Annotated in this window: 12 protein-coding genes; 11 read left to right on the top strand and 1 reads right to left on the bottom strand. The window is 53.1% G+C overall.

Annotation, left to right across the window (positions count from 1 at the left end; all coding sequences use genetic code 11):
• The first annotated feature begins 30 nt into the window (after positions 1 to 30).
• From mraY to lpxC, 10 genes are all read left to right on the top strand, one after another.
• Positions 31 to 1,113 carry a phospho-N-acetylmuramoyl-pentapeptide-transferase gene (gene mraY, locus LG323_RS05620; RefSeq protein ID WP_404419781.1) on the top strand — a complete coding sequence of 361 codons (1,083 nt, stop codon included), beginning with the start codon at positions 31 to 33 and terminating at the stop codon, positions 1,111 to 1,113.
• 9 nt (positions 1,114 to 1,122) lie between these two features.
• Positions 1,123 to 2,478: a UDP-N-acetylmuramoyl-L-alanine--D-glutamate ligase gene (gene murD / locus LG323_RS05615; protein WP_404419780.1), complete on the top strand. Its 1,356-nt coding sequence runs from the start codon at positions 1,123 to 1,125 to the stop codon at positions 2,476 to 2,478.
• Positions 2,454 to 3,644: a putative lipid II flippase FtsW gene (gene ftsW, locus LG323_RS05610; RefSeq protein ID WP_404419779.1), complete on the top strand. Its 1,191-nt coding sequence runs from the start codon at positions 2,454 to 2,456 to the stop codon at positions 3,642 to 3,644. The genes murD and ftsW overlap by 25 nt, the downstream gene beginning before the upstream one ends.
• Positions 3,645 to 3,652: 8 nt before the next feature.
• The gene (gene murG, locus LG323_RS05605; protein WP_404419778.1) at positions 3,653 to 4,744 is read left to right on the top strand and encodes an undecaprenyldiphospho-muramoylpentapeptide beta-N-acetylglucosaminyltransferase; all 1,092 of its coding nucleotides are present in this window, start codon (positions 3,653 to 3,655) and stop codon (positions 4,742 to 4,744) included.
• Complete coding sequence (gene murC / locus LG323_RS05600; protein WP_404419777.1) at positions 4,745 to 6,175, top strand: UDP-N-acetylmuramate--L-alanine ligase; 1,431 nt, start codon at positions 4,745 to 4,747, stop codon at positions 6,173 to 6,175.
• A gap of 28 nt (positions 6,176 to 6,203) precedes the next feature.
• Positions 6,204 to 7,151 carry a D-alanine--D-alanine ligase gene (locus LG323_RS05595; RefSeq protein WP_404419776.1) on the top strand — a complete coding sequence of 316 codons (948 nt, stop codon included), beginning with the start codon at positions 6,204 to 6,206 and terminating at the stop codon, positions 7,149 to 7,151.
• The gene (locus LG323_RS05590) at positions 7,141 to 7,851 is read left to right on the top strand and encodes a cell division protein FtsQ/DivIB (protein WP_404419775.1); all 711 of its coding nucleotides are present in this window, start codon (positions 7,141 to 7,143) and stop codon (positions 7,849 to 7,851) included. Before LG323_RS05595 ends, LG323_RS05590 begins: the two co-directional genes overlap by 11 nt.
• A 56-nt stretch (positions 7,852 to 7,907) precedes the next feature.
• A complete protein-coding gene (gene ftsA / locus LG323_RS05585) occupies positions 7,908 to 9,170 on the top strand; it encodes a cell division protein FtsA (protein WP_310697970.1) in 1,263 nt (420 codons plus the stop codon).
• Positions 9,171 to 9,306: 136 nt separating this feature from the next.
• Positions 9,307 to 10,623 (top strand): cell division protein FtsZ, encoded by a 1,317-nt coding sequence (gene ftsZ / locus LG323_RS05580; protein ID WP_310697971.1) that lies wholly within the window; start codon positions 9,307 to 9,309, stop codon positions 10,621 to 10,623.
• Between the two features lie 223 nt (positions 10,624 to 10,846).
• Entirely contained in the window at positions 10,847 to 11,761 is a 915-nt protein-coding gene (lpxC, locus tag LG323_RS05575) for a UDP-3-O-acyl-N-acetylglucosamine deacetylase (protein WP_404419774.1), read from the top strand.
• 38 nt (positions 11,762 to 11,799) lie between these two features.
• On the opposite strand, the gene LG323_RS05570 is transcribed toward lpxC, so the two are convergent.
• The gene (locus tag LG323_RS05570) at positions 11,800 to 12,264 is read right to left on the bottom strand and encodes a DUF721 domain-containing protein (RefSeq protein ID WP_404419773.1); all 465 of its coding nucleotides are present in this window, start codon (positions 12,262 to 12,264) and stop codon (positions 11,800 to 11,802) included.
• A gap of 81 nt (positions 12,265 to 12,345) precedes the next feature.
• On the opposite strand from LG323_RS05570, the gene LG323_RS05565 reads away from it, so the two are divergent.
• Entirely contained in the window at positions 12,346 to 13,275 is a 930-nt protein-coding gene (locus LG323_RS05565; RefSeq protein WP_404419772.1) for a peptidoglycan DD-metalloendopeptidase family protein, read from the top strand.
• Positions 13,276 to 13,366 lie beyond the last annotated feature (91 nt).

The raw sequence follows: 13,366 nt of genomic DNA, 5'->3' as shown, positions 1-13,366 counted from the left end.
TTATAAACTTTTAAAAAAAGATGACCCTTCATGTTGCTTTGGCTGACACAGTATTTAGCGCAATTCTTTGCGGTTTTTGAAGTCTTCAATTATTTGACCTTGCGTAGCATTCTGGGCGTGCTGACCTCCCTAGCTTTTTCCCTGCTGATCGGCCCCTGGGTGATTCGTCGCTTGACCAGCCGCCAGATCGGTCAGGCCATCAGAGACGATGGGCCGGAAACCCATCTTTCCAAAGCAGGCACCCCGACCATGGGGGGCGCACTGATACTCCTTTCCATTGCCCTGAGTACACTGCTTTGGTCCGACCTGAGCAACCGTTTTGTCTGGGTTGTCTTGGGGGTGACCCTGAGTTTTGGAGCAATTGGCTGGGTGGATGACTGGCGCAAGGTGGTTGAGAAAAATCCCCGCGGCCTGCCTGCCCGCTGGAAGTATTTCTGGCAATCGGTCGCCGGTTTTAGCGCTGCCGGACTCCTGTTCTACACCGCTCAGGTGCCAGCAGAAACCGAGTTGATTTTTCCCTTCTTCAAGGATTATGCCCTGGAGCTGGGGGCGTTTTATATTCTTCTGACTTATCTGGTCATCGTGGGATCGAGTAATGCCGTGAATCTGACGGATGGCCTGGATGGTCTGGCCATTTTGCCTACGGTCATGGTTGCGGGTGCTCTGGGTATTTTTGCCTATGCCGCAGGCAACACGAACTTTGCCAGCTATCTGCTGATTCCCTTTGTACCCGGCTCGGGTGAGCTGGTGGTTTTCTGTGCAGCCATTATTGGTGCTGGCCTGGGCTTTTTATGGTTCAACACCTACCCGGCCCAGGTTTTTATGGGCGACGTGGGGGCTCTGGCTTTAGGGGCGGCTTTGGGTGTGGTGGCTGTCATTGTGCGTCAGGAAATCGTTCTCTTCATCATGGGCGGTATTTTTGTCATGGAAACCCTGTCGGTCATCATTCAGGTGGCTTCTTACAAGCTGACAGGGCGCCGGGTGTTTCGAATGGCCCCACTGCATCATCATTTTGAGCTGAAAGGCTGGCCCGAGCCCCGGGTCATAGTGCGCTTCTGGATTATTACGGTGGTGCTGGTGTTGATCGGTCTTTCCACCTTGAAGTTACGCTAAGGAGCTGGCATGTCGGATGGATTGCAAGCAGAAAGCTATCACTTGATCATTGGCCTGGGGGCGACCGGGTTATCAGTGGCTCACTATCTGGATCGCTGTCAGCAGCCCTTTGCCATAGCCGATACCCGCCATCATCCCCCAGGGCTGCAAGCCTTTGAAGCCGCTTTCCCGAACTCGGATATCTGGCTGGGACCTCTGGATGCTGAGCTCTTGTGCAAAGCCAAAAGCCTGATTGTCAGCCCCGGTGTCAGCCTGGCCGAACCGGCCTTGCAGGCAGCCAGAGAAGCGGGTGTTGAGCTGCTGGGTGATATCGAGCTTTTCTGCCTGGCTGTTTCTGCGCCTGTTCTTGCAATCACGGGCTCGAATGCCAAGAGTACGGTGACCAGTCTGGTGGGGGAGATGGCTCGCTCCACAGGGTTGAGAGTCGGCGTGGGTGGCAATATCGGCTTGCCGGTTCTGGATCTGCTCAACGAAGGCGAGCAGGATCTTTATGTGCTGGAGCTCTCCTCCTTTCAACTGGAAACCACCCACTCCTTGCAGGCCCAGGGGGCTGCTTTACTGAACATCAGTGAAGATCACCTGGATCGCTATGCCAGCATGCAGGACTACATTTTTGCCAAGCAGCGCATTTTTCATCAGGCTCAAGCCGTCATCTACAGTCGTGAAGATGAGCAGACCCTGCCAATACACGGGCAACTGGCCCCGCAAATCAGTTTTGGCCTGGACAAGCCACCGGGGTTGAAGGACATGGGCCTGCTGGAAAAGGATGGCAGAAGCTGGTTGGCACAGGGTGAGCAAGTGTTGATGGCTGCCGATGAGGTTCCCCTGGCAGGCCGTCATGGCCTGCTGAATGCTCTGGCGGCCTATGCCTTGGCCGCCGCTGCCGGGTTGCCCCTGGTTGATCTGGCCGGAGCTGTCCGCTCTTTTCAGAGCCTGCCGCATCGCTGCCAGAAGGTGGCCGTCAAACGGGGAGTCAGCTACATCAATGATTCCAAAGCCACCAATCTTGGGGCGGCTCTGGCTGCCATTCAAGGGCTGAGGCAGGATTACAAGCACCTCTGGCTGATTCTGGGGGGGGAGGGCAAGGGCCAGGATTTTGCGGTACTGAAAACGGCCCTGCAGTCTTCCATTGCTGGTGTTGCCCTGATTGGCCGCGATGCTCCCCTGCTGGCCGAACATCTGCCGGAAGGCTTGCCCTGCTGGTACACTGAAAATCTGGAGGCAGCCACTCAACACTTGGCATCTGCGGCTGCTGCCGGTGATGCTGTTGTGCTTTCACCGGCCTGTGCCAGTTTCGATCAATTTGATGGCTATGCCCAGCGTGGCGAGGTGTTTATCCGGTGCGTCCAGCATTTACCCGATTAACAGCCCGACTAGCCGTCGTGCGTGAGTTTCCCCTATGGCTGAAGTCTGGCCATCAAAGCTGGACTCGCAGCCTGGACGGTTGGCTGTTGTTCAGCAGCTTAAGCTTACTGTTGCTTGGCTGGATTCTGGTCAGCTCTGCATCCGTGGCTGTTGCGGAGGCCTGGGCGGGATCGGCGCAATACTTTGCCTGGCGACAGAGTGTTTTTATCCTTTTGGCGGTCCTGGCCGCTTGGGTGGTGAGCCGAATTCCCCTGTCTCTGAGCCGCTTCAATGGTCACTGGTTTTTGGTTCTCGCTTTCCTGCTGCTGGTCGCTGTCTTGATCATTGGCCGTGAGGTGAATGGCAGCACCCGCTGGATCAGCCTGGGTCCTTTCAATCTACAGGCTTCGGAAATTGCCAAGATCTGCTTGTTGGTGTATCTGGCAGGCTATCTGGTACGCCATCTGCAAAGTGTACGCGAGACCTTCAGTGGTTTTTTCAAGCCGCTGATACTGGTTGTCCTCTATGGTGGTCTCTTGATTGCCCAGCCGGATTACGGTGCTCTGGTGGTGGTCATGGCTGCAGTCATGGGCATGGTGTTCTTGGCCGGGGTCAGGTTGACCCATTTTATCCTGGTTCTGGTGCTGGCTGTTGTCGGCCTGGCCCTGATCGCAGTGGCTGAGCCTTACCGAATGCAACGCCTGATCAGCTTCACTGACCCCTGGGCGCAGCAGTATGATTCTGGCTACCAACTGACCCAGGCACTGATTGCTTTTGGGCGGGGACAATGGACAGGGCTGGGGCTGGGCAACAGCGTGCAAAAGCTTTTCTATCTGCCGGAAGCCCACACGGATTTTATTTTTTCCATTTTGGCTGAAGAGCTGGGCCTGGTGGGGGCCTTGATCACCCTGGGTCTTTTTGCACTGATGATCCTGCGGATTTTTCGGGTGGGCCGTCAGAGTGAGCAGGTGAAGCACTTTTATGCAGCCTATCTGTGCTACGGGGTTGGCGTTGTCTTTGCGGTGCAGGTGTTGATTAATCTGGGGGTTAATACCGGCTTGCTGCCGACCAAGGGCTTGACCCTGCCTCTGATCAGTTATGGTGGCAGTAGCCTGCTGGGCAGTGGAATCATGCTGGGACTGGTGTTCAGGGCTGATTATGAGTCCCGTAAAAAAGCTGAGGAGTGAATGCAGTCATGAAGCCCGAACACTTGGATAACCTGATTATGGCAGGCGGTACGGGTGGCCATATCTTTCCGGCACTGGCTGTTGCCCGGGGCTTGGCCGAAAAAGGTGAAAGTCTGGCCTGGCTGGGCAGTAAGCACAGCATGGAAGCGCAGCGAGTGCCTGAGGCAGGTATCGACTTTTATGGTTTGTCAGTGACAGGTTTGCGCGGCAAAGGCAAACTGGCATTAATGGCGGCCCCCTTCCGTTTGTTGCGTGCCGTCTGGCAGGCCTGGCAACTTCTGCGCCGTCTTAAACCCCGGCGGGTTGTCGGTTTTGGTGGCTTTGCCAGCGGTCCCGGTGGGCTGGCTGCAAGGCTGCTGGGTATTCCCTTGTATATTCATGAGCAGAATGCCCTGGCGGGGATGACCAATCGGCGCTTGGCCGCCTTCTCACGCCGCGTGTTTACTGCTTTTCCCTCCGCTTTTCCAGCTGCCAGCAAGATCGTCTGCCTGGGTAATCCGGTCAGACAGGAACTGCTGAATCTGCCTGCACCCGAACAACGTTATGCCAGGCGCCAGGGTGCTTTGCGTTTGCTGGTGATTGGTGGCAGCCTGGGTGCCCAGATTTTCAACCAGACTTTACCCAGAGCGCTGGCGCTATTACCCGAAGAAATGCGCCCCTGGGTGCGTCATCAGGCGGGTGCTGGCAAGGAAGAAGCCACTCGGGAAAGCTATGCTGAAAATCTGGGTGCTGCTGCGGATATCGAAATCACTAGCTTTATTGATGATATGGCCGAAGCCTTTGCCTGGGCTGATTTGGTGGTTTGCAGGGCCGGGGCCCTGACGGTTTCCGAGCTTTCTGCAGCAGGCGTGGCTGCCCTTCTGGTGCCCTTCCCCTTTGCGGTTGATGATCATCAGACGCATAATGCACGTTTTTTGGCGGATGCTGATGCCGGTATGCTTGTGCCCCAGGCGCAACTGACACCGGAATATCTTGCCGGGCTGCTGCAAGGGCCACTGGGTCAGCGCAGCCGTTTGCAACAAATGGCTGTAAAAGCTAAAAGTCTTGCCAAGCCTGCGGCTACTGCCACTCTGATTGAATATCTTTTGAAGGATGAGTAAATGACAAAACTGCCCTATCGTGTGCCTGCCATGCGCCGTATTCGCCACCTGCATTTTGTGGGCGTTGGGGGTGCAGGCATGTGTGGCATTGCTGAAGTTCTGTTAACCCAGGGTTATCAGGTCAGTGGCTCTGATGTGAAACGTTCACCTGCAGTGGAGCGCCTGATCAGGCTGGGTGCCCAGGTTCATATCGGCCATCACCAGGAAAACATCCAGGGTGCTGATGTGATCGTGGTTTCCACGGCTATCAATGAAGCCAACCCGGAAGTGGCTGCCGCCCTGGAAGCCCGCCTTCCTGTGGTCAGAAGAGCAGAAATGCTCGCTGAACTGATGCGTTTTCGCCATGGCATTGCCGTGGCCGGAACCCATGGCAAAACCACCACCACCAGCCTGATTGCTTCCATTCTGGCACAGGCAGGTCAGGACCCGACTTTTGTGATTGGTGGCAAGCTTACCCAGGCCGGTACCAATGCACGCCTGGGAGAATCCCGTTATCTGGTGGCGGAAGCCGATGAGTCGGACGCCTCCTTTCTGCATTTGCAGCCCATGGTTTCCATCGTCACCAACATTGATGCCGATCATATGTCGACCTACGGTGGTGATTTTGAAAAGCTGAAAACCACCTTTATTGAATTTCTGCATAATCTGCCTTTTTACGGGCTGGCTGTTGTCTGCCTGGATGATGACCATCTCCGCGAACTGCTGCCACGGATAGGTCGCCCTGTTTTGACCTATGGTTTCAGTGAAGAAGCTGATTTTGTGGCCCGGGATTTTCAGCAGCAGGGGCGGGAAATCAGTTTTCGTGTTCAGCGCCCGCATGGCTTGCCGGACTTGCAGATAGGTTTGAGCAGCCCTGGGCGTCATAATGTTCTCAACACCCTGGCAGCCATCGCTGTGGCTACGGATGAGGGTATCGCCGATGAGGATATTGTTCAGGGTCTGCGCAATTTTCAGGGAGTGGGGCGGCGTTTCCAGCAACTGGGCAACTTTCCTGTGGCTGATGGTGAGGTCATGCTGGTTGATGATTACGGCCACCACCCCAGGGAAGTGGAAGCAGTCATCAAAGCGGTTCGGGAAGGCTGGCCGGAAAGACGCCTGGTTATGCTTTATCAACCTCATCGTTTTTCCCGCACACGGGATCTTTATGAAGATTTCGTCAAGGTGCTGTCCGGGGTGGATACTCTGGTATTGTTGGATGTTTATGCTGCAGGTGAGCCTGCCATTCCGGGAGCAGATGGGCGCAGTCTCAGTGGTTCCATTCGTCAGCGTGGTAAGGTGGATCCCTTGTTTGTTGACGACCCGGATGAACTGGAAAACCTGCTGGCCGGTGTCTTGCAGCCGGGTGATATCCTGTTGACCCAGGGGGCAGGTGATATCGGAGCCCTTGCCCAGCGTCTGGCCAAAAGTGAACTGGCTTTTATCAAACAATAACCTCATGAACTGAAGTCCGGAGTCGTGGATGCCTGCTAGCCAACAAGAAATAAAAGAACTCGGCCGTGTTGCGGTCTTGATGGGGGGGTGTTCTGCAGAACGTGAAGTTTCCCTGAGAAGTGGTCAGGCTGTTTTGACGGCTTTGGAAGCCCAGGGTGTCAAGGCTTTTGGTCTGGACCTGGGCAAAAATGCAATCGCCCAACTCCTTGCCGAGCCGATTGACAGGGCCTTTATTGCCCTGCACGGTCGTGGTGGCGAAGATGGCTGTATTCAGGGTGTGCTGGAATGGCTGGGCATACCCTATACGGGCAGCGATGTCATGGCATCCGCTCTGGCCATGGACAAATATAAGTGCAAGCAGGTCTGGTTGGGACAAGGTTTGCCGACTCCCGCTTCCTGTCTCTTGACAGAGGAGTCCGATCCCGACCAGGTGGTTGCACAACTGGGACTGCCCTTGATGGTCAAACCCGCCCACGAAGGTTCCAGTTTGGGAATGAGCAAGGTCAATTCAGCCTCGGAATTGCAAAAAGCCTGGCTGGAAGCCAGTCAATATGATGACAGAGTGCTGGCGGAGCGCTATATTCAAGGTGCTGAATTTACTGTGAGTATTGTCGATCATCAGGCTTTGCCGGTTATCGGGTTGCAAACCAGCCATGATTTTTATGATTACAGTGCCAAGTATGTCACCGGAGACACGCGTTATTTGTTACCCAGCGGTCTGAACGACCAGCAGCAAGTGGCATTGCAGGAGCTGGCATTGAGTGCATACCGGGCTGTGGGTTGTGAAGGCTGGGGTCGGGTGGATATTATGCTTGATGAGCAGCAGCAACCCTGGCTGTTGGAAGTGAATACCAGTCCGGGCATGACCGATATGAGTCTGGTGCCTCAGGCAGCCGCCTACACCGGAATGAACTTCCAGGATCTGGTCCTGAAACTGGTGAGTACCGCCCGCCTGAAGGTGTTCAGTGGCCACTAGGCATTCAAGCTGGCAAGGCTGGCTGAAAGCCTTGCTACCCTTGCTGCTACTTCTGCTGGCAGCCAGCTATGCCCTGCACTGGATGTTGGCTCGTCCTGTCGGACAAGTATCTATCTATGGTGAAGTGCGTTACGTTGACCAGCAGCTCTTGCAGCAACGTGCTTTACCCTGGCTTTCCGAAGCCTTCTGGAAAGTCGATTTGACGGGCCTGCAGGAGGATCTGGAACGCGATCCCTGGCTGGAAAAAGCAGTGATTACCCGGCGCTGGCCCAACCAGATTGCTATTCAATTGCAGGAGCGCCAGGCCTGGGCAAGATGGAATAGCCGGGCGGTGTTGGATGAGCAGGGAGAGGCTTTTTATCCGGCCAACCCGGAAAGCCTGGGTTTATCACTGCATATTTTCAGTGAGGCCGACCAGTTGCAGGAGGCTCTGGAGTTTCACCAGCAATTGGCAGAAGCTGTTGAACCTCTGGATGTTGCCATCAGCGAGCTGCGCCTGGAGCCTAGAGGTGCCTGGCAACTTCAGTTAACCAGTGGCGTTACTCTTATGCTGGGTCGTGATAACATAGAGAAAAGAATTAATCGTTTTATTTGGGTTTGGGATCAATGGTCGGAAGATAAGCAGGCCCAGGTAAACATAATAGATACGCGGTATCCCAATGGCCTGTCTGTAGGCTGGAAGAAGACCGAAGATAAATAAGCAGGTTGCTTCAGGAGATTTGCCTGAAGCCATTCATCAAGGAGTATTCCTTTATTATGGCACAACAGTCTAACCCCGGTAGTTTGGTTGTCGGGCTGGATATTGGCACCTCCAAGGTCGTTGCCATAGTTGGTCAACGAACCCCTGAAGGCAAGCTGGAAATCATCGGTCTGGGTTCGCATCCCTCGCGCGGGTTGAAAAAAGGCGTAGTCATCAATATTGACTCCACGGTGCAATCCATCCGCCGTGCTGTGGAAGAAGCCGAGTTGATGGCTGGCTGTGAAATCCACTCAGTGTACGTGGGCATTGCAGGCAGCCATGTTCACAGTATGAACTCGCATGGCATCGTTGCCATTCGTGATCGTGAAGTGGGTGAGGCCGATCTGGAAAGAGTCATCGATGCCGCCAGAGCAGTTGCCATACCGGCGGATCAGAAAATCATCCATATTCTTCCCCAGGAATATGCTATAGACAGTCAGGAAGGTATTCGCGAACCTCTGGGTATGTCCGGTGTGCGCCTGGAGGCCAAGGTTCACCTGGTCACCTGTGCCGTCAATGCAGTTCAGAATATTGAAAAATGTGTGCGTCGCTGCGGGTTGGAAGTTGAAGATATAATTCTTGAGCAACTTGCTTCCAGTTATTCAGTATTAACAGAAGATGAAAAAGAACTGGGTGTGTGTATTGTTGATATTGGTGGTGGAACAACCGATATTGCAATATTTACGGAAGGGGCAATAAGACATACGGCAGTTATACCTATAGCCGGTGATCAGGTTACCAACGATATTGCCATGGCATTAAGGACACCCACCCTGCACGCTGAAGAAATAAAAATTAAATATGCTTGTGCTTTGACTCAGCTGGCTGGCCCGGATGAAATGATCAAGGTGCCCAGTGTGGGGGATCGTCCGCCCCGCGAGCTGTCACGTCAGGCATTGGCAGAGGTGGTTGAGCCGCGTTATGATGAGCTGTTTACTTTGATCCAGGCTGAGTTAAGACGCAGCGGTTTTGAGGACAGAATTGCTGCGGGTATCGTCCTGACCGGTGGTACGGCCAAGATTGAAGGTGCGGTTGAGCTGGCCGAGGAGATTTTTCATGCTCCGGTTCGCCTGGCGAGTCCGCAGTTTGTTGTGGGCCTGAATGATGTGGTAAGCAACCCGGTTTATTCAACGGGTGTGGGTCTTTTGCACTATGCACTCCAGCGCACAGACAGCGAAGCCCTTCCTGAAGGAGGCTACCGAAGTGAAGGCCAGGGCGGAGAAGTGGAGTATGAAACCACCTTGACCCGCATCAGGCGCTGGTTCCAGCGTCAGTTTTAGCCAGTGTTTTTAACGGCATAGCTTTTATTCTGCTTGCTGTATTTGTTAGTCTAGTGCAAAGTTAAGTAATTATGAGTCGATTAACAGTGGTTGTATCAATTTTTTTGATTCAGGGCTGTTTTCAGGAGACGGGCAAATGGCTTTTGAAATAGTTGAAAATACACCATCATCCCTGGCGGTTATCAAGGTCATCGGTGTTGGTGGTGGTGGTGGCAATGCTGTTGCTCACATGGTGGCCAACCGGATACAGGATGTCGAGTTTATCTGTGCCAATACAGATGCCCAGGCACTCAAGAATATTGATAAACAGGTCAGTGGTATTCTGCGCAAGCAGAAGGCTGTTGAGACTGCCCGCCAGAACTCCCAGTCAGCGCCCACTGACTCCGTCCTGGAAATGTCCCGTGTCCAGTTGAAGGACGAAGAGGCTCAGGCAGAAGAAGATGCTTCTTTTGTTAGCGATACTCCCATTATTAAAATTCAGTTGGGCGGCGATATCACCAAGGGGCTGGGCGCAGGTGCCAACCCGGAAGTGGGTCGCCAGTCAGCTCTTGAGGATCGGGAAGTGATTGCCGATATCCTGCAGGGTGCTGACATGGTCTTTATTACAGCCGGTATGGGGGGCGGAACAGGCACCGGAGCTGCCCCTGTAGTTGCAGAAGTGGCCAGTGAGCTGGGTATCTTGTCGGTGGCTGTGGTGACCAAGCCCTTTAATAATGAAGGTCCCAAGCGCATGCGCCTGGCTGAAGAAGGCATTGCTGAACTGACCAAGCATGTTGATTCCCTGGTGGTGATTCCCAACCAGAGATTGCGTGAGGTTCTGCCTAAGGGTATTACCCTGAAGGGCGCCTTTGCCAAGGCCAATGATGTTCTGCTGGGCGCGGTTAAAGGGATTGCTGACGTCATCACTCATCCCGGTGAAATGAACGTTGACTTTGCCGATGTGCGTACCGTCATGTCGGAAATGGGCACGGCCATGATGGGTGCCGGTGCGGCATCGGGTGAGCAGCGCCATCTGCAGGCCGCAGAGCAGGCCATTCGATCTCCACTATTGGAAGATATTGACCTTAAAGGTGCCAAAGGCATTCTGGTCAACATTACCGCAAATGCCGACCTGGAACTGGAAGAGTTTGATGAAGTGATTGCCCTCATGTATGAGCATGCTGATGAAGATGCCACCATCATTGTAGGCAACACTGTCGATGCATCCCTGGGGGATGAGTTGCGAGTCACTGTGATTGCGACGGGGCTGGAGAACAAACAAAAAGCAGCCGCCAAGGTGGAAGCTGAACAGCCAACATCCCGGGCATCCAAGCGGGCCTCGCTGTCTGAAGCAGCTATTGCCGGTGGAGCCCAGGTTGCCCGTCAAGCCAATGTTCGTGCTCATGCGACACCCAGTGGTGATCAGGCCTCGATGCTGGATATACCGACTTTTTTAAGAAAGCAGGCCGACTAGGTAACCCAGATCAACTACTGCCCTGACCTGCGCTCATAACGTTGATCAGAGACACCTAATAACATAAACAAAGCTGTAGATACGAAACTTATCTATTTTCTGGTTGCCAGAAGTTTCGCCTTTAGCAGAACTTTGTTAAAGTTACATGAAATTCAGGCCTGAACAGGTTACTGTTCAGGTTTTCTCTTGATATCTAGCTCCCAGAGAGCTGAGAAGAGTGGCAATGATCAAACAATGTACCCTCAAAAATACGATCCGGGCAACGGGTGTAGGCCTGCATTCAGGTGAAAAAATTTACCTGACACTACGGCCTGCTCCGGTGGACAGTGGTATTATTTTTCGCCGGGTTGACCTGGATCCTGTTGCAGAGATCCATGCTCGTGCTGACAATGTGGGTGAAACCACCCTTTCCACGACTCTCTGTGAAGGTGGCGCCAAAGTCAGTACCGTTGAGCACCTGCTGTCCGCACTCGCTGGTCTGGGGATAGATAACCTCTACGTTGAGGTCAGTGCTCCGGAAGTGCCGATCATGGATGGCAGTGCCGGTCCTTTTGTTTTTTTGGTGCAGTCTGCAGGCATTCAGGAACAGGAAGCGGCCAAGCAGTTTATTCGCATTAAAAAGAAAGTCACGGTGACTGAGGACGACAAAACAGCCAGTTTTGAGCCTCATGAAGGGTTCCGTGTGGGTTTCAGCATTGATTTTGATCACCCCGTTTTTCGCGATCAAAAACAAGTGTCGATCATTGACTTTTCCACCACGTCTTTTGTTCGTGAAGTCAGTCGTGCCCGTACCTTTGGTTTTATGCGTGACATTGAATACCTGCGTTCACGCAACCTGGCCCTGGGCGGCAGCATGGAAAATGCGATCGTGGTTGATGATTATCGTATTCTCAATGAAGATGGCCTCAGGTACGAAGATGAGTTCGTCAAACATAAGGTTCTGGATGCGATTGGTGACCTTTATCTACTGGGCAAAAGCCTTATCGGTGAATTTAAAGGGCATAAATCAGGTCATGGCCTGAACAATAAGCTACTGCGTGAGTTGATCAGTCAACCTGATGCCTGGGAAGTGGTGACCTTTGAAGGCGAAGAAGCCAAGTCGCCGATTTCCTATACCACGGCTGCCGCTCTGGCCTGATTTGAGTAATAGTCTTTAAAGCCTGAAAAAAAACCAGCCTAGTGCTGGTTTTTTGTTTCTGGTGAATGGCTGGCACGAATCAGGGCTTCTTTCAGCTTGGGGTTGTCCACCTCTTCAGCTAGCTTGCGCAGCTTTTCTCGGGTGTTTCCCGATATAGGCTGGCCCTTTTTCTCTTTTCTGGGCTCCGGCGGCTGGGGTCTTATTTTAAGCTCAATTGTAGACAACTCCGGCAGGCACTCACTGAGGTCGGCCAGCAGCTGTGGCTTTAAATAACGAAAGCGGGTCAGGTGTATGGCACTGGACGTTAAAAGCACCAGACGACCTTGTTGAAAGTTGCCCACACGATAGAAATCACGGCTGTCTTCAGGTAATTTTTGCAGCACAAGTGTTTCAATATGTTTCAGTTTTTCTGCCTGACCCAGAATATCACCGAGAATTGAGGTGTCTTTGTTAATAAGTGCATTCAGGGATTTTGTTCTTCCCGCTCTTGCCTTTATACTCACTACTCACCCCTTAGGAATGCCAAAAAAAGATACTAGCGAATAACCAGTAAAACACCAAGGGGAAGACATGGGAAGCAAGCAATGAATCTGATTTTTTGCAGCAGTGCACACAGTTCAAGCAAGTCGTTCAAGCTGACACCAGGGCTATTGGCTTTTATTTTTACTGTGGTATTCACCATACCTGCTGCGGTAGGTGGAAGTCTGGTTTACTGGTGGGTTGATGCCAGTGAAAGGCTACAGAATAATAAGGCCAGCCGCATGATGGAAGAGGAGCTCCAGGCCCAGCGTGAGGAAGTGGAAGAAGTCAAACGCAAGTCCATTGAACGGATTGATGCTTTGACGCCACGCCTCGGCGAATTACAAGCCCGTCTATTGCGTCTGGATGCACTGGGCAAGCGGCTGACAGCGGTTGCTGATTTAAGTGACGAGTTCAATTTTGATCAGCCGCCCCCTCTGGGTGGCCCGGAATCAGTTTATGAAGAAGGCTCCGGTTATACCGACACTGAATTAATGGAAGAGCTGGATTCCTTGACCCGCAAGATAGAACAGCGCCACCAGCAGCTGGAGCTGATTCACGCCTTGATGACCAAACGCAACCTGGCTGATCAGGTTTACCTGGCCGGTCGTCCTGTTTCCGGTGGCTGGATGTCCTCAACCTTTGGGCGTCGCAGTGATCCTTTTACCGGGCGCACCTCCTGGCATGAAGGTCTTGATTATGCCGGTCGTGAAAACTCCGATGTCTTGGCAACAGGTGCAGGAGTGGTTGTTCATGCCAGCCGCCGTGGTGGTTTTGGTAATCTGGTGGAAATCGATCATGGTGATGGGTATGTCACCCGCTATGCCCACCTGAATGACTTCAAGGTTGCCAAGGGTGACTTGGTGCATCGCGGCGATGTGGTGGGTCTGATGGGTTGTACAGGTCGTTGTACCGGTACCCATGTCCACTATGAAGTGATCCAGAATGGCCGTGCTGTTGACCCGGCAAGATACGTTTCTCGCTCTGCTCCCTAGCTTTTCCCTCCTTATCTTGAAAACACCCGCTTCTGGCGGGTGTTTCTCTGTGGTCAGAGTGTTAAAATCCCGAAAACATCTTTTAACAAAA

It is taken from the genome of Marinospirillum sp. (genome assembly GCF_044810985.1).
Lineage (GTDB): Bacteria > Pseudomonadota > Gammaproteobacteria > Pseudomonadales > Halomonadaceae > Marinospirillum.
This window is presented reverse-complemented; position numbering and strand designations above follow the sequence as displayed.